Annotated in this window: 26 protein-coding genes; 10 read left to right on the top strand and 16 right to left on the bottom strand. The window is 69.7% G+C overall.

Annotated features, from left to right (window positions below):
* Window positions 1-28 precede the first annotated feature (28 nt).
* Genes A5757_RS15790 through A5757_RS15780 form a run of 3 tightly spaced genes read right to left on the bottom strand, consistent with a single transcriptional unit; the run spans window position 29 to window position 2,691 of the window.
* Window positions 29-547, bottom strand: coding sequence for a DoxX family protein (locus tag A5757_RS15790; protein ID WP_066835729.1), 519 nt, complete (start codon window positions 545-547; stop codon window positions 29-31).
* Between the two features lie 49 nt (window positions 548-596).
* Window positions 597-1,865 carry a WS/DGAT domain-containing protein gene (locus A5757_RS15785; protein ID WP_066835727.1) on the bottom strand — a complete coding sequence of 423 codons (1,269 nt, stop codon included), beginning with the start codon at window positions 1,863-1,865 and terminating at the stop codon, window positions 597-599.
* A 13-nt stretch (window positions 1,866-1,878) separates the two neighbouring features.
* Complete coding sequence (locus A5757_RS15780) at window positions 1,879-2,691, bottom strand: alpha/beta fold hydrolase (RefSeq protein ID WP_369815958.1); 813 nt, start codon at window positions 2,689-2,691, stop codon at window positions 1,879-1,881.
* On the opposite strand from A5757_RS15780, the gene A5757_RS24030 reads away from it, so the two are divergent.
* Entirely contained in the window at window positions 2,593-2,799 is a 207-nt protein-coding gene (locus tag A5757_RS24030; RefSeq protein ID WP_369815957.1) for a hypothetical protein, read from the top strand. The two genes, A5757_RS15780 and A5757_RS24030, sit on opposite strands and share 99 nt — an antisense overlap.
* On the opposite strand, the gene A5757_RS15775 is transcribed toward A5757_RS24030, so the two are convergent.
* The 4 genes from A5757_RS15775 to A5757_RS15760 form a co-directional block, all read right to left on the bottom strand.
* A complete protein-coding gene (locus A5757_RS15775) occupies window positions 2,787-3,353 on the bottom strand; it encodes a hypothetical protein (protein WP_066835723.1) in 567 nt (188 codons plus the stop codon). The two genes, A5757_RS24030 and A5757_RS15775, sit on opposite strands and share 13 nt — an antisense overlap.
* The gene (locus A5757_RS15770; protein WP_156618434.1) at window positions 3,350-3,946 is read right to left on the bottom strand and encodes a tetratricopeptide repeat protein; all 597 of its coding nucleotides are present in this window, start codon (window positions 3,944-3,946) and stop codon (window positions 3,350-3,352) included. The genes A5757_RS15775 and A5757_RS15770 overlap by 4 nt, the downstream gene beginning before the upstream one ends.
* Window positions 3,947-4,042: 96 nt before the next feature.
* On the bottom strand, window positions 4,043-4,516 hold the full coding sequence (locus tag A5757_RS15765; RefSeq protein WP_066835907.1) for a VOC family protein: 474 nt from the start codon (window positions 4,514-4,516) through the stop codon (window positions 4,043-4,045).
* A 57-nt stretch (window positions 4,517-4,573) separates the two neighbouring features.
* A complete protein-coding gene (locus tag A5757_RS15760; RefSeq protein ID WP_231984009.1) occupies window positions 4,574-5,188 on the bottom strand; it encodes a TetR/AcrR family transcriptional regulator in 615 nt (204 codons plus the stop codon).
* A gap of 91 nt (window positions 5,189-5,279) precedes the next feature.
* Here A5757_RS15760 and A5757_RS15755 point away from each other — a divergent pair, with 91 nt between their 5' ends.
* The 3 genes from A5757_RS15755 to A5757_RS15745 all read left to right on the top strand — a co-directional run bounded on the left by A5757_RS15755 (window position 5,280) and on the right by A5757_RS15745 (window position 9,605).
* The gene (locus tag A5757_RS15755) at window positions 5,280-6,161 is read left to right on the top strand and encodes an alpha/beta fold hydrolase (RefSeq protein ID WP_066835721.1); all 882 of its coding nucleotides are present in this window, start codon (window positions 5,280-5,282) and stop codon (window positions 6,159-6,161) included.
* Window positions 6,158-9,097: an aminotransferase gene (locus A5757_RS15750; RefSeq protein ID WP_066835719.1), complete on the top strand. Its 2,940-nt coding sequence runs from the start codon at window positions 6,158-6,160 to the stop codon at window positions 9,095-9,097. Before A5757_RS15755 ends, A5757_RS15750 begins: the two co-directional genes overlap by 4 nt.
* A gap of 76 nt (window positions 9,098-9,173) precedes the next feature.
* Window positions 9,174-9,605, top strand: a complete 432-nt coding sequence (locus tag A5757_RS15745) for a hypothetical protein (protein ID WP_066835717.1) — start codon at window positions 9,174-9,176, stop codon at window positions 9,603-9,605.
* Here A5757_RS15745 and A5757_RS15740 read toward each other — a convergent pair.
* From A5757_RS15740 to A5757_RS15730, 3 genes are read right to left on the bottom strand one after another with little or no spacing between them, the layout of a single operon-like run.
* Window positions 9,559-10,248: an HD domain-containing protein gene (locus A5757_RS15740; RefSeq protein WP_066835715.1), complete on the bottom strand. Its 690-nt coding sequence runs from the start codon at window positions 10,246-10,248 to the stop codon at window positions 9,559-9,561. The two genes, A5757_RS15745 and A5757_RS15740, sit on opposite strands and share 47 nt — an antisense overlap.
* Window positions 10,245-10,577, bottom strand: a complete 333-nt coding sequence (locus A5757_RS15735; RefSeq protein WP_066835713.1) for a hypothetical protein — start codon at window positions 10,575-10,577, stop codon at window positions 10,245-10,247. Before A5757_RS15735 ends, A5757_RS15740 begins: the two co-directional genes overlap by 4 nt.
* A 2-nt stretch (window positions 10,578-10,579) precedes the next feature.
* Window positions 10,580-11,236, bottom strand: a complete 657-nt coding sequence (locus tag A5757_RS15730) for a DJ-1/PfpI family protein (RefSeq protein WP_066835711.1) — start codon at window positions 11,234-11,236, stop codon at window positions 10,580-10,582.
* Between the two features lie 113 nt (window positions 11,237-11,349).
* Here A5757_RS15730 and A5757_RS15725 point away from each other — a divergent pair, with 113 nt between their 5' ends.
* Window positions 11,350-12,135: an adenylate/guanylate cyclase domain-containing protein gene (locus A5757_RS15725; RefSeq protein WP_066835709.1), complete on the top strand. Its 786-nt coding sequence runs from the start codon at window positions 11,350-11,352 to the stop codon at window positions 12,133-12,135.
* Here the strand turns inward: A5757_RS15725 and A5757_RS23220 are convergent.
* Window positions 12,132-12,296 (bottom strand): hypothetical protein, encoded by a 165-nt coding sequence (locus A5757_RS23220; RefSeq protein ID WP_156618432.1) that lies wholly within the window; start codon window positions 12,294-12,296, stop codon window positions 12,132-12,134. The genes A5757_RS15725 and A5757_RS23220 overlap by 4 nt on opposite strands.
* 41 nt (window positions 12,297-12,337) lie before the next feature.
* On the opposite strand from A5757_RS23220, the gene A5757_RS15720 reads away from it, so the two are divergent.
* Complete coding sequence (locus tag A5757_RS15720) at window positions 12,338-13,018, top strand: guanylate cyclase (protein ID WP_082929499.1); 681 nt, start codon at window positions 12,338-12,340, stop codon at window positions 13,016-13,018.
* Here A5757_RS15720 and A5757_RS15715 read toward each other — a convergent pair whose 3' ends face one another.
* The 4 genes from A5757_RS15715 to ychF all read right to left on the bottom strand — a co-directional run bounded on the left by A5757_RS15715 (window position 13,019) and on the right by ychF (window position 15,225).
* Window positions 13,019-13,192: a CsbD family protein gene (locus tag A5757_RS15715; protein ID WP_066835705.1), complete on the bottom strand. Its 174-nt coding sequence runs from the start codon at window positions 13,190-13,192 to the stop codon at window positions 13,019-13,021.
* Between the two features lie 58 nt (window positions 13,193-13,250).
* The gene (locus A5757_RS15710) at window positions 13,251-13,433 is read right to left on the bottom strand and encodes a hypothetical protein (RefSeq protein WP_066835702.1); all 183 of its coding nucleotides are present in this window, start codon (window positions 13,431-13,433) and stop codon (window positions 13,251-13,253) included.
* A 122-nt stretch (window positions 13,434-13,555) separates the two neighbouring features.
* Entirely contained in the window at window positions 13,556-13,909 is a 354-nt protein-coding gene (locus A5757_RS15705; protein WP_066835905.1) for a DUF1801 domain-containing protein, read from the bottom strand.
* 242 nt (window positions 13,910-14,151) lie between these two features.
* Window positions 14,152-15,225 (bottom strand): redox-regulated ATPase YchF, encoded by a 1,074-nt coding sequence (gene ychF / locus A5757_RS15700; RefSeq protein WP_066835904.1) that lies wholly within the window; start codon window positions 15,223-15,225, stop codon window positions 14,152-14,154.
* 83 nt (window positions 15,226-15,308) lie between these two features.
* Between ychF and A5757_RS15695 the strand changes: the two genes are divergently transcribed.
* Window positions 15,309-16,463, top strand: a complete 1,155-nt coding sequence (locus A5757_RS15695) for a DUF6542 domain-containing protein (protein WP_066835700.1) — start codon at window positions 15,309-15,311, stop codon at window positions 16,461-16,463.
* Window positions 16,464-16,466: 3 nt separating this feature from the next.
* On the opposite strand, the gene A5757_RS15690 is transcribed toward A5757_RS15695, so the two are convergent.
* Window positions 16,467-17,483 (bottom strand): 4-hydroxy-3-methylbut-2-enyl diphosphate reductase, encoded by a 1,017-nt coding sequence (locus tag A5757_RS15690; RefSeq protein WP_066835903.1) that lies wholly within the window; start codon window positions 17,481-17,483, stop codon window positions 16,467-16,469.
* A gap of 52 nt (window positions 17,484-17,535) precedes the next feature.
* Here A5757_RS15690 and A5757_RS15685 point away from each other — a divergent pair, with 52 nt between their 5' ends.
* Genes A5757_RS15685 through A5757_RS15675 form a run of 3 tightly spaced genes read left to right on the top strand, consistent with a single transcriptional unit; the run spans window position 17,536 to window position 19,541 of the window.
* The gene (locus tag A5757_RS15685; protein WP_066835698.1) at window positions 17,536-18,090 is read left to right on the top strand and encodes a lipid droplet-associated protein; all 555 of its coding nucleotides are present in this window, start codon (window positions 17,536-17,538) and stop codon (window positions 18,088-18,090) included.
* 16 nt (window positions 18,091-18,106) lie between these two features.
* Complete coding sequence (gene xseA, locus A5757_RS15680) at window positions 18,107-19,342, top strand: exodeoxyribonuclease VII large subunit (RefSeq protein ID WP_066835696.1); 1,236 nt, start codon at window positions 18,107-18,109, stop codon at window positions 19,340-19,342.
* Window positions 19,329-19,541: an exodeoxyribonuclease VII small subunit gene (locus A5757_RS15675; protein ID WP_066835694.1), complete on the top strand. Its 213-nt coding sequence runs from the start codon at window positions 19,329-19,331 to the stop codon at window positions 19,539-19,541. The genes xseA and A5757_RS15675 overlap by 14 nt, the downstream gene beginning before the upstream one ends.
* The last annotated feature ends 39 nt before the right edge of the window (window positions 19,542-19,580 follow it).

Below are 19,580 nucleotides of genomic sequence, written 5' to 3'. Positions count from 1 at the left end.
CTAGTTTGACGGAACGGGTTACCCGGTTTCAGCCCGTCTTGGCCGGCGGGCGGTAGAAGATCACCAGCTGGCCGATGCCGCCGGCCAGGCCGAGGACCAGCGCGATCACCAGTCCCCACCAGCCCTGCACCAGATCCCACACCCCGGAGCCGTGGAACAGGGCGTAGTCGAGGCTGAGCTTGCCGGGCCCGATCGCTGGGACGGCCACCGCAGCGGCGGCCAGGATCAGGTTGTACTCCCAGCCCTCCTTGACGATGAAGAAACCGTTGGCGCGGTGCACGGTCCACGCGGCCACGAGCATGAGTGCGACGAAACCCGCGGCGGGCACCGGGGTCAGCAGACCGACGGCCAGTCCGATCCCGGCGGCCATCTCGGTGGTGGCGGCGACCCGGGCGTGGAACATGCCGGGCTTCATGCCGATGCTGTCGAACCAGCCGGCGGTGCCGGGGATACGGCCCCCGCCGAAGAACTTGTTGTAGCCGTGGGCGGCCATGGTCAGGCCGAGCACCACACGCAGGATGAGAACGCCGACATCGTAGGCAGTCATGCAACAGAATCTAGAACATCTGTTAAGCCGTCGGACACCCCCGTGGGGGCTACCACTGCCGGTCGAGCGCCTCGGCGAGGCGTTCGGTGTAGGCGTCGACGTCGCCGATCGCCGATTGTGCGGCGTGGACGCTGACGGTCACGGTGTCGCCGATGCCGTGCACGCCGTGCGTCAGTCCCATCATCGGCGACAGCGGCATCGAGTCGGTGGTCAGCACCACGGGTGCCCCGCCGAACCGCAGATCGGCGGGGCCGCGGTGCACCGACGACACCACGGTGTTACCGATCGCCTGTGCTGCGCGGACATCCGGGTCGAACTGCGCGACGCCCCATCGCAGCAGCCGCGCCGGGGTCGCCGCGGACGCCGCCCGGTCCGCGATCATCGCGGGATGGGCAGCGCGGCGCCTGCGGTCGGCGAGCACCGCCGCGATGCGCCGCGCCCGCTCCGCCGGTGGCAGCCCCGGGAACAGACCGACGCTCATGTTGCCGAAGTGGTTGTGCGCCGGCCGCTGGCCCCCCTTGGCCATCGGCACCTCGGCGCCCAGGCGGCTCGTATCGTCCCCGAGCTCCCCCAGGTGGGCGGCCAGCGCCTCCCCGATCGCGGTCAGGACACCGACGGTGACGGTGGGCCCGGACACGCCGGAGCGGTGTCGCACGAGGGTCCGCAGACTGCGCGCCCCGTCGGGGCGGGCGTTGCTGCGCAGTAGGGGAAACGACTCCCCCTGTGGCGCAACGCGCGCGGCCGCCACATCCCGCACCAGTTGCCGATGCGTACGCGCCGCGCGGATCGCCCGCCACGGCAGCACGGCCGATTCCCACCGCGGCGGTGACGGCACGACGGGCACCGGATCGTCGCGCCCGAACATCCACGCCGCCAGTGCCGCACCCCGCACCCCGTCGGCCAGCGCGTGCGCCATCTGCACGACCGCCACCGTCCCCACATCGTCGACTCCCGGCACACCGCTGATCGACGGGAACAGGTGCACCTGCCAGGTGGCCTGCCGCGCGTCGAGTTGCTCGTCGGCCAGCGCTTCGACCGCGGTCAGGCAGTCGGTCCAGTCCGCACCGTCGAGGCGGTGCACCACCGCGTGGCGTTCGTCGACGGCGGCCGACGCCCACACCGGATAGCCCGCGCGGCGCTCCTGCACCCGCAGAGTCAGATCGGCGCAGGACGCGGCCCGTCGCAGCACCGCGTCGACCGCGCCGGACAGATCGTCGGGCGCACCGGCGAAGGCGTACGTCAGGAACTGATCGCTGGGCACCTTCGCCGACAGCCAGTAGGTCTGGGCGTCGACCGCCGCGAGCCGGCGCACCGTCATGGGACCGGGCGGGTCAGCGGGCGGGACCGATGAAGTCGAGGATGTGCCTACCGACGACCTCGGGCTGTTCGAGTTGCAGGAAGTGACCCGCGTTCTCGACGGCGGCGGACGCGCTGCCGTCCGGCAGGATCGGCTGCACCCAGCGCATGAAATCCGCGCTGGCACAACCGTCGTCGAGGCCGTGCAGGTACAGCGTGGGCAACATCGGGGCGGACAGCCAGTGCTGATGCAGTTCGCGGTAGCGCTCGGGTGGCCGGGAGTTGCGGACGGTCGCGCGGTAGTAGCCGAGTGCGGCACGCCAGCGCGGTTCCGCGCCGATCGCCGCATCGACATGCCGCAGATCCTCGGCGGCGGGGTAGCCGGGCGACCATTGTCGCCACAGCCGGGGCACCACCCACGACGCCGATCGGTCCGGCAGCCAGGGCAGCTGGAAGTACATGATGTACCAGCTGCGCATCAGTTGGCGCGGCAGTCTCGCGGTCAGCCGCAGAGTGCCGGGTACCCGGCCGAGCGGACGGAACGCCGCCGCCGGGGGTACCGACATGATCACGGTCTTGTCGAACGGGCTGTCCGGCATGGCCGCCAGCCCGGCGCCGGCGATCGCGCCCCAGTCATGACCGATGAGCACGTCGCGGCCGGTCGGCCCGGCGGCCTGTAGGACGCGCAGCGCGTCGTCCATCAGGGCACCGACGTGGTAGCTGCCGTCGTTGGCCAGGGAGGACGGCACATAGCCGCGCATGAACGGCGCCACGACCCGCCAGCCGGCATCGACCAGCATCGGTGCCACCTTGCGCCAGCCGTAGGCGGTGTCGGGGAAGCCGTGCAGGCACAGCGCGATCGGGGCGTGTGGGTCCTCCGGTCCCCAGACCAGCGCCCGCAGTTGCACGGCGGGGGTGTTGACGTCGAGCCACCGTGGTTCGGTCATACCGGCTGAAATTCCGAGATCGTCCACTGATCGTCGATCTTGTCGAGCGTGACCCGCACACTCGACGGGGTGACGGTCGGGGCGGCGGTGCCCACGGCGACCGTCTGGTTGACGAACAGCAGGACCACAGCGTGGTCGGGTTCGGCGGACACCGACGCCGACGCCGCGACCTCGGCGGCCGCGGAGATGCCCTGCGCCTTGGCCTCCGGGGCGATCACCGTGTCGACCATCGAGCCGTACTGGTCTTTCCAGGCGCCGCTGAGCCGTTCACGCGCGGCCGACAGCTCCTCGTCGATGGTGTCGGGCTGATAGGTCAGCATCGACACGGTGATCTCGCGGGCCGCCTGCACCGACTCCGTTCGGGCCGTGGCGTCCCGGCTCGCGGTGAAGTTCTGCCACAGGAAGAATCCGCAGGCCGCGACGAGCAGCACCACCAGCGTCGGCAATGCGGCGCGCGCGAGGATCTGCTTCGGCGAGCGCCTGGGCGTCGGGGTCTCGGGAGCGGTCTCTTCGGCCGGCGCCTCGGCGGTCTCTTCGGCCGGCGCCTCGGGCTTCTCGCTCACTGCACGAACTCCACGTTGGACACCTTCGCAGTGTCGTCGACGCGTTGGAGTGTCAATCGCATCCGCCACGCTTTGGGCGCCTGGTCGGGGGCGCCGGCGTTCGACGACTGAACGGTGATCGCGACCAGCACCCGGGCTCCGTTGTCGGACACCGATTCCACGCCCGACTCCCGCAGGGTGCCGACCGATTTGGACTGGGCTTCCTTGACGACCTCGATGAACGGCTTCGCCCGCCGCTCGAAGTCGTCGTAGAAGGTGCCGGTGGCTACGTCGAGGACCCGCTGGACGTCGGCCTCGGCCTGCTGCCAGTCGATGGTCGTCAGATTCTGCGCGGCCTGTTTGCCGACGTCGAGGTACAGCTGACGCTCCTTCTCCGCCTGCTGCGTCTCGTACATGCGGTAGCCCAGCCAGCCCGTCGTCCCGGCCAGCGCCAGCACCAGGACCACCGCCCCGATGATCAGCCGGCGCCGCCGCACCCGGGCGGGATCGCGGTCGTCGTCGTCCAGATCGTCGAGGTGGGTGTCGTCATGACCCGGCGCCGTCGATTCGCCGACGGCGACGCCGTCACTGGCAGCGGAATCGTCGGGGGCCATGGCGCTCCTCTCCTGCATGCGGACCACGTCGTCAGGCGGTGTCGATCGAAACGTTACGTGGCCTACCCGACGAGCCGGTCAGCACCCGGCGCACGCTCACACGGCGGCGACGGCCGCCTCCAGGTCGGCGATGACGATCTTGCGCATCCCGAGCATCGCCGTGGTCGCCGCGGCGGCCCGCGCCGGGTCGGGGTCGGCCAGCAGTTCCTTCAGTCGGTCCGGGACGATCTGCCAGCTGAGGCCGAATCGGTCCTTGAGCCAGCCGCACTGCGACTCCGCGCCGCCGTCGCGCAGGCGGCTCCAGTAGTGGTCGACCTCGTCCTGATCCCGACAGGGCACGGTGAACGAGACGGCCTCGGTGAACGGGAACTGCGGACCGCCGTTGATGCCGATGAAGCGGGTGCCGTCGAGGACGAAGGTGGCCGACAGGACCTCGCCGGGCGTACCGGGGCCCGCGTCGGTGTAGCGCACGAACTCCTCGACGGTGGAGTTCGGGAAGATCGAGGTGTAGAAGGCGGCAGCCTCCTCCAGGTCGTGGTCGAACCACAACGACGGGGTGATCGACGGCATCTCGGTGCTCCTGTCCATGGGGTGTGTCCAGGGACAGACTCGATGCGACCGCCGAACTCATCGCCCCGCCGTGTCCGCGCGCTGACCGCCGACGGCCCGCAGCGCGAAATCGAGGACCTGGGCGAGCGTGCGCTGCACCAGCGCGGCGCGGGTCGGCGGGGTGGCGCTCATCATCCGGCTCACCAGTGCGCTGATCGCGACGGCGTCCAGTTCAGGATCGCTCAGGGGAAAGCTGCCGTCACTCCTGCCGCGGGACAGGATCTGCACCAGCGACCGCTCGCGTTCCGAATGTGTGCTCTCCCGCACCTCGCGGTACCCCTTCGCCGCCCGCACTTCGTCGGAGTCGATCACCCGCATGTGCTGCCGCAGCCGCGCATCGTGCGCCAGCGTGAGCATCTCAGCGATCCACGCCTCGAGCTGACGCAGCGGCTCCTCCCCCTTGTCCAGGATCTGGTCGAGACGGCCGTTGAGCGCGGCGCACTCCTGACGCAGCATCTGCAGGAACAGCTCGTCCTTGGAGGTGAAGTGTCGGTAGAACGCCCGCGTCGAGACCTCGGCGCGGGCCAGGATCGCCGCGATCGGCACCGGACCGGTGTGCGGTTCGGCGATGCAGTCGTACGCAGCGTCGATGATGCGTTCGCGCTCGTCGTCGGTCAGCGATGGCGGATGCACGAGCGCAGAGTTTAGGGACGTGGACCGTCTCTCGGGACCGGAATTGTCGCCTCGGTAACGTGAGGGGTCGGGGTGATCGAGAGGAACGTCCGTGAGTGCGCCGAAGTCCGCCCACAGTGAGCCACGCGTCGTCGAATTCCGCGGTGCCGAGGGGCTCACTCTCGTCGCCGATGAATGGAACCGTGACGCCGCCGGCTCCGGTCCGGGGGCCGACCGGCCCACGGTCCTGATGCTGCACGGCGGCGGGCAGAATCGGCACTCCTGGAAGAAGACCGGTCAGATTCTGGGCGACGCAGGTCTGCACGTGGTGGCACTCGACAGCCGGGGCCACGGCGACAGCGACCGCTCCCCCGACGCCAACTACTCGGTGGACATGCTCTGCGAGGACACGCTCGCGGTGCTCGACCAGATCGGGCGGCCGGTCGCGTTGATCGGCGCCAGCATGGGTGGTCTGACCGGCATCCTGGTCGCCGGGAAGGCCGGGCCGCAGCAGGTCACCCAACTGGTACTGGTCGACGTGGTGCCGCGCTACGAGAAGGACGGCAGCGCGCGGATCCGCGACTTCATGTTCAACCATGTGCACGGCTTCGACTCCCTCGAACAGGCCGCCGACGCGGTCGCCGAATACCTGCCGCACCGTCCCAAACCGCGCAGCCCCGAGGGCCTGAAGAAGAACCTGCGGCAGCGCGACGGACGCTGGTACTGGCACTGGGATCCGGCGTTTCTCACCGCGCCAGGCGACGATCCGTTCGTGCGGGTCGAGAAGCTCGAACAGATCGCGATCGACCTCACCATCCCGATCCTGCTGATCCGTGGGAAACTCTCCGACGTGGTGAGCGAGGAGGGGGTCAGAGACTTCCTGGAGAAGGTGCCGCGGGCGGAGTTCGTCGAGTTGTCGGAGGCCGGACACACCGCTGCCGGCGACGACAACGACGCCTTCACCGAGGTCGTCGTCGACTTCGTCAGTCGGTGAGTGCCGGTCGCCGCACCGTCGGCTTCAACTTCTTCGAGAATCTCGAGCTACCCGCCCCGCAGGTCGATGAGGCGGCCGCCGAGGCTCTCGCCGCCTCCGCGTACGGCCTGACCGCGACGGCGAAATCGCTGGGTAGCCAACAGGATCAGAACTTCCTGATCACCGCCGGCGGCGTGATCGCGGGCGTGCTCAAGATCGCCAACCCCGCGTTCAACGAAGTCGAGATCGCCGCGCAGGACGCCGCCGCCGAACTGATCGCCGAGGCCGAACCGGCCTTGCGCGTCGCGGTGCCGCTGCCGAACACCGACGGCCGGGCGTGCACGCGGGTCGACGGCTTCTTCGGCCCCTCCGGCGGGACCGCCTACGTCCGCCTGCTGCGCTATCTGCCCGGGGGCGCCCTGGTCGACTGCGAGCATCTGTCGCCGTCGGCGGTCGCCGCGCTCGGCGACGTCGCCGGACGCGTCAGCCGGGCGCTCCGGGACTTCGCACACGACGGCCTGGACCGGGCGCTGCAGTGGGATCTGCGTTACGGGCACGAGGTGGTGACCGCGCTGGCCGAGCACGTCGACGATCCGGTGCAGCAGGCCAGACTGCGCGACGCCGCCCGGGACGCGTGGACCCGCATCGAACGCGTGGCCGGCGAATTGCCGCAGCAGGCCGTGCATCTCGACGTCACCGACGCCAACGTGGTGGTCAGCCGGGCCGCCGACGGCAGCATGCGCCCCGACGGGGTGATCGACTTCGGCGACCTCACCCGGACCTGGGCGGTGTCTGAACTGGCGATCGCCGCCTCGTCGGTGCTGGGCCATCCCGGCACCGAACCCGAATCGGTCCTTCCCGCGGTGGCGGCGTTCCACGCCGTCCGCCCGCTGACCGACCCGGAGATCGAGGCGCTGTGGCCGCTGGTGGTGTTGCGCACCGCAGTGCTCATCGTCAGCGGTGCGCAGCAGGCCGCGCTGGAGCCCGACAACGCCTACCTCACCGCGCAGTCCGACGGTGAGCAACGGATGTTCGAGCAGGCGCTCAGTGTGCCCGCCGAGGTGATGACGGATGCCATCCGGGCGGAGTTGGGCGTGCCCCGGTCGACTGCTCCGGTGGCCGTGACCGCACCCATGGTTTCGCCGGATTCAGTTGCCGTGCTTGATCTTTCGGTCACCTCCGAGGTCTACGACCGGGCGTTCGAGCCCGGCGGGTGGCTGCCCGGCGATCTCATCGACCGGTTGGCGCGGCAGGCCGGTGCGCAGGTGGTGGTCACCCGATTCGCCGAGCCGCGCCTGGATCTGGCGCCTCCGCTGAACCAGCGCAGCGCCGAGGTGGTACCCACCGGAGTCGGCCTGTGGACGGCGCAGCCGGTGCCGCTGGTCGCACCCTGGGACGGGGAGGTCGTCGACCGAGGTGCCGACGGAATGACACTGCAGGGTCGCCGGCACGAGATGACGCTCACCGGCGTCCGGTCGGTGGCCACGGGCAGTGTGCGTGCCGGAGACGCACTGGCGGAAAGCCCCGCCGGACAGTGGACGGAGGTGGCCGTGCGCGACGTCGGCGCACCACACACCCCACGACTGGTTCGGCCGGAGATCGCGGCGGGCTGGCTGGCACAGGTCCGCGATCCCGCACCGCTGTTCGGATTGCCTGGTACCGAGTCAGTCACTGCCGCTGCGGATCTCATGTCCCGGCGCGACCGCAGCTTTGCACCGGTGCAGGAGCACTACTACCGCAGGCCGCCGCAGATCGAGCGCGGCTGGCGGCACCATCTGATGTCGACGGCGGGTCGCTGCTATCTCGACATGGTCAACAACGTGACGGTGCTCGGACACGCGCATCCGCGGATCGCCGACGCCGCGAATCGGCAACTGCGCCGGCTGAACACCAACTCGCGGTTCAACTACAGCGCAGTCGTCGAGTACAGCGAGCGGCTCGCCGCCCTGCTGCCGGAGTCTCTCGACACCGTCTTTCTGGTCAACTCCGGTTCGGAGGCAAGCGATCTCGCGATCCGGCTGGCGCTGGCCGCGACGGGTCGCCGCGACGTGGTGGCGATGCGCGAGGCGTACCACGGCTGGACCTACGGCACGGACGCGGTATCCACATCCACCGCGGACAATCCGAATGCGCTGGCGACCCGCCCGGACTGGGTGCACACCGTGGAGTCCCCCAACAGCTTCCGCGGGAAGTACCGCGGCGACGAGGTCGGCCGGTACGCGGTTGAGGCGGTCGAGCAGATCCGGCAGTTGGCGGCCGACGGGCGGCCGGCGGCGGGGTTCATCTGTGAATCGGTGTACGGCAACGCCGGTGGGATGGCGCTGCCCGACGGCTACCTCGAGCAGGTCTACGGTGCCGTGCGAGACGCGGGTGGCTACGCGATCGCCGATGAGGTGCAGGTGGGCTTCGGCCGACTCGGCGACTGGTTCTGGGGTTTCCAGCAGCAAGGGGTGGTTCCGGACATCGTCTCGGTGGCCAAGTCGACCGGCAACGGCTACCCGCTCGGCGCGGTGATCACCAGCAGGGCCGTCGCCGAGGCGTTCCGCTCACAGGGCTACTTCTTCTCGTCGACCGGCGGCAGCCCGCTGTCCTGCGCGATCGGGCTGACGGTGCTCGACGTCCTGGCCGCGGAAAACCTGCAGGACAACGCCGTCCGCGTCGGCAGCCACCTCAAGAGCCGGCTCGAGGCGCTCGGCGAGCGGCATCCGATCGTCGGCACCGTGCACGGCGTCGGGCTGTACCTCGGGGTGGAAATGGTGCTGGACCGGGAGACGCTCGAACCGGCGAGCGCGGAGACAGCCGCGATCTGCGAGCGCATGCTCGACTACGGCGTGATCATCCAGCCCACCGGCGACCATTCGAACATCCTCAAGACCAAGCCGCCGCTGTGCATCGACATCGAGAGCGCCGACTTCTACGTCGACACCCTGGACCGGGTGCTGACCGAGGGATGGTGAGGTTGGCCAGATCCCGTCGCAGCGTGGCGGATTCGGCCGAGGCGATACGCACCGGCGTGTCCTAACGTCGACGATCATGTCCGCCATCCTGCTCAGCGCCCACGTCATCGCCGCGATCCTGGCCGTCGGACCGATCGCGGTGGCCGCCAGCATGTTCCCGCGCTATGCCCGGGCGCTGCACGGACCGGACGCGAGCGCGCCGGCGGCCGCGGCAGTGCTGCACCGGATCTGCCGGGCGTACGCCGCGGTGGGACTCGCGGTGCCCGTCCTGGGGTTCGCCACCGCAGTGTCGATGGGCGTCCTCACCGACGCGTGGGTGCTGGTGTCGATCGCTCTGACCGCGGTCGCCGTCGTCGTCCTCATCGCCGCGATACTGCCCGCTCAGCGGGCCGCGCTCGACGGCGCCACCGTCACCACCCTGGCCATGACGACCGGTGTGTTCAACCTCCTGTGGGTGGTCGTCACGGTTCTGATGATCGTGCGGCCGGGTTCGTCGACCGGGGTGTGACCGGAACCCGGTCGCCCCAAGGTGAGTTCTTCACCAGCTCCAGAAACGTGAACGACGATCCGTTGAACACCTCGTGCAGGAGGGCGGGCAACGTGAACGGCGGCGCCTTCATCGGATTGGCCGCGGCGCCGGCGGCGATGAGCTCGGCCAGCGCGTAGCCCAGGTCGTGGCGCGGCCACGCCGCGTGCACCCGGTCGGCGAAGCCCTCCGGCAGGCGGCCCCGCGCCATACCGTCGACGTCCAGGCTGATCCCGGCGAACGACAGCGCCTGTTCGGGGCCGAACCGGTGTGCCAACCCGACACTGGAGTGCAGCGCGATCGACTGCCACACCGTACGGATGCGGTCGTCGGCCAGTCCGTGTTCGCGGAGGAACCGCGCTGCGGCGTCGGCGCCGTCGACCTCGAAGCGCTGATCTCCCCCACCGTGTTCGGTGATGCCGAGGTCGTGCAGCAGGCAGGCGAGGAAGACGAGTTCGTCGTCGTAGTCGACGCCGCTGCGCAGCCCGTCGGCGGCGGCGAGCTCACGGGCGAAGAGGTAGCTGCGGACGCAGTGGTTGGCGATGACCGTCGGTGCCACCTCGAACGCCAATCGCTCTGCCGCGACGCAGATGTCGGAATCAGGAAAGCCCCACTCGGGGTTCATTCGGTCTCCTTCTGCTCGGGGGTACGGCGCACGCCTGTCACCGCAGACCGCGGTAACCGGCCGGCGCGTGAATGTCCGGTGAGCCGGTCGCCACTCACCTCGACGTCGAACTCGAGGTGCAGCCGCATGGGTTTCGTGACGGTCTGGCGCCAACGCACCCGCTGTACGCCGGCGTCGTCGGAAACCTCGATGTCGCGCAGCGGCACCGTCTCCGAGCTGCCACACGCGTGACCGGCCAGCACATCGTTCTCGTCGGCGAAGTGGTAGTCGACGCGCAGTGATCCCACAGGTGTCTTGATGCGGACGTCCCAGTCGCCGGTGATGCCCACGCTCACACCGTATTCGGCAGCCGGCCGCGCTCCGACCACACGGTGCCGCGGCGCTCGAAGGCGAACATGTCCTCGACCGCCAGCGCAATCCGCGGCCCGTAGGTCCGGTCGAGCAGATGCAGGGCCAGATCAAGACCGGAGGTGACGCCGCCCGAGCTGACCAGGTCGCCGTCGTCGACGACGCGGGCCCGCACCGGAACAGCGCCGGTGGCCTCCAGGACGTCCACGCCCAGATGGTGGGTGTTGGCGGGGCGTCCGTCGATGAGACCGGCCATGGCCAGCGCGAGCGAACCGCCGCAGACCGTCGCCACCGTGATGTCCGGGTTGTCGAGCGCCTTCTGGAGCAGCGGTACCGCGGCGGTCTCGCCGAACCGGGCCAGCAGCACGGGAATGGTGTCCACCCCGTCGTCGGGATCGCCATCGAGCGGGCCGACCGCGCCGGGCACGATGACGAAACCGGGCCGGGTGGGGTCGAGGTCGGCGGTGGCGCGCAGGGTCAGGCCACGCGATCCGCTGACGACCTCGCGGGGCCCCTCGGCCGATACCAGGGTCACCTCGAGTTCGCCTTCCAGAGCGTCGCTGCCCGCGACCAGGACCTCGTAGGGAGCGATGACGTCGAGCGGGTCGAAGCCGTCGAACAGGACGATCTGTGCGTGCATTCCGCCATGGTCGGCCACTCGGCCCCCGCCCGATAGCGGCCGACGGGTCAGCTTTCGCCGCGATCTTGCCAGGGGCGCGCCCACGGCGAACGCACGACGCCGATACTTGGGCGGTGACCGGATCCGACATCGCCGTCTACGCCCTCGCCGCCGTCGCGCTCGCCGAGGCGGTGGGATTGGCAGTGCTGTGGGTGCTGTGGACGCGGGCCCGGCAGGAGGCCGACGAACTGCGCGGCCGCGTCGACGCCCGAAACATGCTGGTCACCGGCGGTCGCGAGGCGGTGAAGAATCTGTGGCAGACCGCCAACCTGGTGCGGGAGAAGGGTTTCGGCGGCGCGCTGCGGTCGTCGATCGAGGATCTGACCGACTGGTTCGAGGTGGAACGCCCGGACCTCGCGCGGCTCGCCCCGGACGGTCGGGTCGCGATCATGTTCTCCGACATCGAGGATTCGACGGCGCTGAACAATCGCATCGGCGACCGGGCCTGGGCGCGGCTCATCGGCAGGCACGCCCGCATGGTGCAGCGGATCGTCGAGGACAACGACGGGCACGTCATCAAGAGTCAGGGCGACGGCTTCATGATCGCATTCGCCGCGCCGGAGCAGGCGGTGCGCTGCGCCCAGCAGCTACAGCACGCACTCCGCAAGCGGCCCAACGGTATTCGGGTCCGAATCGGAATTCACACCGGCAAGTCGGTGCGTCGCGGCGAAGACCTGTTCGGGCGCAATGTGGCGCTGGCGGCGCGGGTGGCCGCCCAAGCCGACGGCGGTGAGATCCTCGTCAGCGAGTCGGTGCGCGATGCGGTCGCCCGATGTGACGGCATCACCGTCGACGAGGGTCGCGACGCCGACCTCAAGGGCTTCTCCGGGAGCTACCGCCTTTTCGCGGTGACCGGCTAGGCCTCGGCCGAGTTCGCCTGGTCGAGGCGCTGATGCAGCCGCGCCCGGATGTCGTCGGCCGTGTAGGCCTTGCGCCGCCGTTGATCGCGCGCGACCAGCGCCCCGCCGGTGACGACTCCGGCGACACCGGCCAACCCGACCCACTTCCACACATTGCGCATCATCAGAGTGTGCCTACGCTGCGCAGGTGAATGTCAACACGGTGTCGCTGACGAGAGCCCTCGAGGAGACGCGGACCGGCGACGTGTGGTTGTTCCGCGGCGCCTCCGGGCCGGATCGCGCGATCCAGACCCTGACCAACGCGCCGGTCAACCACGTCGGGATGACCGTCGCCGTCGATGATCTGCCGCCCCTGATCTGGCATGCCGAGCTCGGCGACAAGCTGGCCGACCTGTGGACCGGCACCAACCATCGCGGCGTGCAACTCAACGATGCCCGCCAGGTGGTCGAGCGGTGGATGACCAGTTACGGGCAGCGGTGCTGGCTGCGTCAGCTCGAGCCGTCGGTCACCCGCCAACAGGAGGACCGGATGCTGCGGGTGATCGCCCGCATGGACGGCACACCATTCCCCAGTACCGCCCGGCTGACCGGCCGGTGGCTGCGCGGCCGGCTGCCAACGGTCAGCGACTTCACCCGCGGCATCCCGTATGTCCACCGGAAGGTGCGCGAGTCGGCCGAACGCCGCAAGGAACGGATCCGGGCGGCAGGGTTGCAGACGGCGTACTGCGCGGAGACCGTCGCGATCACGTATGAGGAGATGGGGTTGCTCGCGACCGAGAAGCAGGACAACTGGTTCGACCCCGGCAAGTTCTGGAGCGGCGACGACCTTCCGCTGGCGCCCGGGTACCGGCTGGGTGCGGAGATCGGCGTGCTCGCCGACTGATCAGCGCCGGAACGCGTCCTTGATCTTCTCGCCCGCGCCCTTGAGGTGGGCGATCGACTGATCGCCGCGGCCCTCGTCCTCGAGCACCCGGTCGCCGGTCGCCCGGCCGAGAAGCTCCTTACCCTTACCGCTGAGCTGGTCGATCTTGTTCTTCGCCTTCTTGCTGCCGCTCACCGCGGGGCCTCCTTCGTCGGGTGCTCAGCAGATACCCGCGCCGGCGGTGCGGCGAAACTCAGCGCCGCCTGGTCGCGGTGGCGAGCACCAGCGCGACGGGCACGCGCACCACGGCGAGGATCCGGTTCACCCGTCGGCGTCGGGCGCGCACCTTGAGGGCGAACCAGCCGGCGAAACCGGCCGCGCCGAGGACCACGACGATCCAGAGCACCGACGCGACGAGGTAGACCACTTCCGCCATGCGATGAGCCTGCTGGGCCGCCGTCGCGCCCGGGTCACGGGGTGGGCACGCTCGGGTTGCGGTGGCCGCTATTTGCAATTGACCCGTTCACGCTAACCCGACCGCTCAGCGCTCCGCCAGCATCATTCGAGGGCGCCGCGGACGATCTCGGCAACACGTTGCTCGGTGGCATCGTCGAGTCGGTCGAAGTACCAGGCCGCAGGCATGAGCAGCCCGTCCCTCCCACCCGCGGGTTTGAGCGTGGCCTTCTCGGAGACACCGAGGCTCATGCGCTCGTCGTTCCGGAAGAAGACGAGGACGGGACTGCTCGCGGACTTGGCGTAACCGGGCATTCCGTACCAGATGCGCGGCTTGAGCTCCGGTGCGGCACCGACGATCACGTCGTGCATGCGTTGCATGACAGCGCGCGCGGGTTCATCCATGCCGGCGATCTTGTCGAGCACCTGCTTGAGGTTCTTGGCGTCCTTGTCGGCCATCGTCATGTCCTTTCGTCAGCCGGTCGCGGTGTACCGGCGAATGGAGTTGCGCACACGAGGGCGCAGCACCCCATCGGGACATGTCCTCTGCAGCTCGGGACTCTCCGCAATGATTCAGGCGATCGTTCACCTGGAAGTGCAGGTTGCAAACTTACTTGGGTACATGGCCGCAATGTCGGGCTGACAGCGCCGCCATGGATATATATGCGTCGTGAGGCTGTCAGCCCGACATTGCGATACAGCTATACGTTGAACCGGAACTCGACCACGTCGCCATCGGCCATGACGTAGTCCTTGCCCTCGATGCGGACCTTGCCCGCAGCCTTCGCGGCGGCCATCGATCCGGCTTCGACCAGATCGTCGAAGGACACGACCTCGGCCTTGATGAAGCCCTTTTCGAAGTCGGTGTGGATGACCCCGGCGGCCTTGGGCGCGGTGTCGCCCTGGTGAATCGTCCAGGCGCGCGCCTCCTTCGGCCCCGCCGTCAGATACGTCTGCAGCTTCAGCGTGTGGAAGCCGGCCCGCGCCAACGCGTCCAGCCCGCGTTCGGTCTGACCGATCGACTCCAACAGCTCCGCCGCCGACTCCTCGTCGAGTTCCTGCAGCTCCGCCTCGATCTTCGCGTCCAGGAACACTGCGTCCGCGGGTGCGACCAGCTCGCGCAGTTCGGCCTTGCGGGCATCGTCGGTCAGTACCGACTCGTCGGCGTTGAACACGTACAGGAACGGTTTGGTCGTCATCAGGTTGAGCTCACGGAGCAGGCTGACGTCCGTGCCCGCGGCGAACAGGGTCTTGCCGCCGTTGAGGATGTCCTGCGCAGCGACCGCCGCCTCCAGAGTGGGTCGGCGGTCCTTGTGCGTGCGGGCCTCTTTCTCCAGCCGCGGGATCGCGCGCTCGAGGGTCTGCATATCGGCCAGGATCAGCTCGGTCTCGATCACCTCGATGTCCGACCGCGGATCGACCTTGCCGTCCACGTGCACCACATCGTCGTCGGCGAACACCCGCACGACCTGACAGATCGCATCGCATTCACGGATGTTGGCCAGGAACTTGTTGCCCAGCCCGGCACCCTCCGAGGCGCCCTTCACGATTCCGGCGATGTCGACGAACGTCACCGGCGCCGGCACGATCTTCTCGGACCCGAACATCCTCGCCAGCTCATCGAGCCGCGGATCGGGCAGCGCGACCACACCTTCATTGGGCTCGATCGTCGCGAACGGATAGTTCGCTGCCAGCACGTTGTTGCGCGTCAGCGCGTTGAACAGAGTCGATTTGCCCACGTTCGGCAGTCCGACGATTCCCAGGTTGAGGCCCACGGATTCCACAGTCTGCCAGAGGCGGCGACCGCCCCGGCGCGCGCTGGCGGCGCGCACCTGTGCCGAGCCGGTACGGTCTACCTGTGTCTGGACCGCGCGCACGGTCGGCAGTGCCGGCCGATCACCGCTCCGCGCACCCCGATTTCCCGGGAGTGCCGTGGTGGGGTGCAGTGCTACTGGCGATCACCTTCACCGCCATCGGCTTCGCGTATGACGCAGGCTCCGGCAACCGGGAACTCGGGTCCGTCTTCGCCGTGTGCTTCGGGTTCGGATGCGTGCTCGCCGTGCTGGCCGTGCGGCAGTCCGGCGTGTTCACCGCCGTCATCCAGCCGCCGCTGCTGCTGTTCTTCGCCGTGCCCGGCGCCTACTTCCTGTTCCACAGCTCCGAGATCCACGGCCTCAAAGATCTGGCGATCAACTGCGGTTATCCGTTGATCGAGCGCTTCCCGCTGATGTTCTTCACGTCGGCGCTGGTCCTGCTGCTCGGCGCCGCCCGCTGGTACCTCGGCCGCTCGGCGCACGCGGCCGCCGCCGCACCGGCGACGGAGAAGCCCCGCAAGGCCGGACCCGGGCTGCTGACGGCGCTCAGCGCCGCGTTCACCGCCGCCACGGCCAAACGTGCGCCCAGCACCGACGAAGACGACGACGACGAGACCGAGCAACCCCGACGCAGACGCGCCGCGGCCGCCGACCGGCCCCGGCGCGCCCGCCCGGCGGCCGAGCGGACTCGCGCCGACCGCGATCGCAGCGCCGCCCGCAAGCCGACCAAGCGCACGGGCACCCCGTCGCGGTCGCGGCACGCTCGTCCGGCCGACACCGAGATCATCGAACCGGTCGTGGACCGGCCCCGTCGCCCGCGGCCGGCCCGGTCGGCGGACGACGCTCCCCCGCCGCGCCGCCGGTCGCGCGATCAGCGCGAGCGCGAGACTCGCCGCACCCGGGACGGTCAGCCGCGCGAACGGCGCAGCCGGGAGCGGCCGAGCCGCGAGGATCTGCCGCCGCTGGACCGTCGCTCCACCTACGAGCGGCCGGAGCGTCGTCGGCGTTACCGCGATTACGACGATTTCGATCCGCTGTCGTCGAACGGCACGAACGGATCGGGGAGCTCGAGTCACCATCCGGTGTCGCGCGTGCGGTACCGGGGCGGCGATGAGGACGGTGCGGAGCGCACCGAGTACCCGAGCCGGTCCCGGAGCCGCCGCAGCTGGGATCCGGACGACTGGGAATACGACGTCTGAGCGCTACGTGACGGGTGCGCTGCTGCGCGCGGGACGGATCTCCCGCGGAAGGGCGAACACCAGCGTCTCGTTGGCGGTCGTGACCGGTTGCACGGTGTCGTAGCCCAGGTCGGCGAGCCGCTCGAGCACACCGCGCACCAGCACCTCGGGCACCGACGCGCCGGACGTGACGCCGACCGTGGTGACGCCGTCCAGCCAGGCCGGATCGATGTCGTCGGCGTAGTCGACCAGATGCGCGGCATCCGAACCGGCGCCGAGCGCGACCTCGACCAGCCGCACGGAGTTCGACGAGTTCTTGGATCCGACGACGATGACCAGCTCGCACTCCGGCGCCATCGCCTTGACGGCGACCTGGCGGTTCTGGGTGGCGTAGCAGATGTCGTCGCTGGGCGGATCCTGCAGCGTCGGGAACTTCTCCCGCAGCCGGCGCACCGTCTCCATCGTCTCGTCGACCGACAGCGTGGTCTGCGACAGCCAGATCACCTTGTTGGGATCGCGCACGGTCACCTTGTCGACCGCATCGGGATTGTCGACGACCTGCACGTGATCGGGCGCCTCGCCGGCGGTCCCGACGACCTCCTCGTGACCTTCGTGGCCGACGAGCAGGATGTCGTAGTCGTCGCGGGCGAACCGCTTGGCCTCGTTGTGCACCTTGGTCACCAACGGGCACGTCGCGTCGATGGTCCTGAGGTTCCGGGCGGCGGCCTCGACGTGCACCGTCGGTGCGACGCCGTGGGCGGAGAACACCACGATGGCGCCCTCGGGCACTTCGTCGGTCTGCTCGACGAAGACGGCGCCGGCCTTGGCCAGGGTCTCCACGACGTAGCGGTTGTGCACGATCTCGTGGCGGACGTACACGGGGGCGCCGTGCTTCTCGAGCGCACGCTCCACGGTCTCGACGGCGCGATCGACGCCGGCGCAGTATCCGCGCGGCTCGGCGAGCAGGACGCGCTTACCGGAGACGCCGGCCGTCACCGAGCTGGACGCGCCCGGAATCCCCATATTGATCGTCGACGGCATGACACCAGGGTACTGACCGTCACGGGTGAAAGCCCAGCCGTAGGCTGTGCGCATGGCTACCGCACCCTATGGGGTTCGTCTGCTGGTCGGCGTCACCGTCACCGCGGTCGAGGAAACCCGCAAGCTGCCGCAGACCATCCTGATGTATCCGATGACGGTGGCCAGCCAGGTGGCCAGCATCGTCATCCATCTGCAGCAGAACATCGCCGACCTGGTGAACAGGGGCGATGAGGCGCTGGACAACCTGTTCCCGCCCAAGGACGAGCAGCCCGAATGGGCGACGTTCGACGACGACGAGGCGTCCGAACCGAGCTCCGACGGCGAACGCCGCACCGAGGGCCGCTTCGCGCTGTATTCGACCGGCGAACCCGAGACATCCGTCACCCAGGAGTCCGAACCCGAGCAGGCCCCGGCCGGTGACGCCACCCCCGGCATCGCGACCGAACTCGATTACGAATCCCTGACCCTGGCCCAGCTCCGGGCCCGGCTGCCCTCGCTGTCGGTGGCCGATCTGGAGTCGCTGCTCGCCTACGAGGGCGCCACCCGGGCCCGCGCGCCGTTCCAGACCCTGCTGGCCAACCGGATCACCCGCGCCAACGCCAAGTGACCCGCGGCCGCGCGACGTGACGGACGAACAGGGAAAGTCGGCCGACAATCCCTGGCCGGTCCGCGCCGTGGCAACCCGGGTCGCCAAGTACATCGACCGCCTCGGCATGGTGTGGATCGAGGGTCAGCTCACCGAACTGAAGTTGCGCCAGACCACGGCGTGGATGGTGCTGCGCGATCCGGCCGCCGACATGTCACTGTCGGTCAGCTGCCCGCGCGACCTCGTCGCCAACGCCCCCGTCGCGCTGACCGAGGGCACCCAGGTGATCGTGCTGGGCAAACCGCAGTTCTACACCCGCAACGGGTCCTTCAGCCTGCGCATCAGCGAGATCCGCGCCGTCGGCATCGGTGAGCTGCTGGCCCGCATCGAGCGGCTGCGCCGGCTGTTGGACGCCGAAGGTCTGTTCGACCCCCGGCTCAAACGACCGATCCCGTTCCTGCCGCGCACCGTCGGCTTGATCACCGGCCGGGCCTCGGCCGCCGAACACGACGTGGTGACGGTCGCGACCAACCGCTGGCCCGCGGTCCGGTTCGCCGTGCGCAACACCGTGGTGCAGGGCCCCAACGCCGTCCCCCAGATCGTGGAGGCGCTGCGCGGGCTGGATCGCGACGACGACGTCGACGTGATCGTGCTGGCCCGCGGCGGCGGCAGCGTGGAGGATCTGCTGCCGTTCTCCGACGAGACGCTGTGCCGGGAGATCGCCGCCTGCACGACCCCGGTGGTCAGCGCCATCGGCCACGAACCGGACAACCCGCTGTCGGATCTGGTCGCCGATCTGCGCGCGGCCACCCCGACCGACGCGGCCAAGCGGATCGTGCCCGACGCCGCGGGCGAGCAGGCGCTGGTCGCCGATCTGCGCCGCCGTAGCGCCCGCGCCCTGCGCAACTGGGTGGGCCGCGAACAGCACCACCTGACTCAGCTGCGCAGCCGGCCGGTGCTGGCCCAGCCGCTGCAGAGCCTGGAGGCCCGCGCCGCCGAGGTGGACCGCGCCCGGGCCGCCGCCCGCCGCGACGTCACCCGGCTGGTGGCCGTCGAGTCCGAACGCGTCGGCCATCTGTCGGCGCGGCTGACCACACTGGGTCCGGCCGCCACGCTGGCGCGCGGCTACGCGGTGGTGCAGGCGATGACAGACGACGACGGGGCGCACGTGCTGCGCGCGACGGCCGACGCCCCGGCGGGCGCGCGGCTGCGGATCCGGGTGGCCGACGGCGCGATCACGGCGGTAAGTGAGGGAGTCGATGAAGCCCATTAGTGAGATGGGGTACGAGGAGGCACGCGACGAATTGGTTGCCGTCGTGCAGCAGCTCGAGCAGGGCGGTCTCGACCTCGACGCGTCGCTGACCCTCTGGGAAAGAGGCGAAGCGCTGGCCAAATGCTGCGAAGCGCACTTAGCTGGTGCGCGTAAGCGGATCGAGGACGCGCTCGGGGCGAACGACGCCGACGGCGACTGACGACCCCACGCCTTCCAGCGTGACTCTTCAAAACTGGAA

This window comes from Mycobacterium sp. 852013-51886_SCH5428379, from assembly GCF_001665575.1.
Classification (GTDB): Bacteria; Actinomycetota; Actinomycetes; order Mycobacteriales; family Mycobacteriaceae; genus Mycobacterium.
Note: the sequence above shows the minus strand (reverse complement) of the source record. Positions and strands in the feature narration are given on the sequence as shown.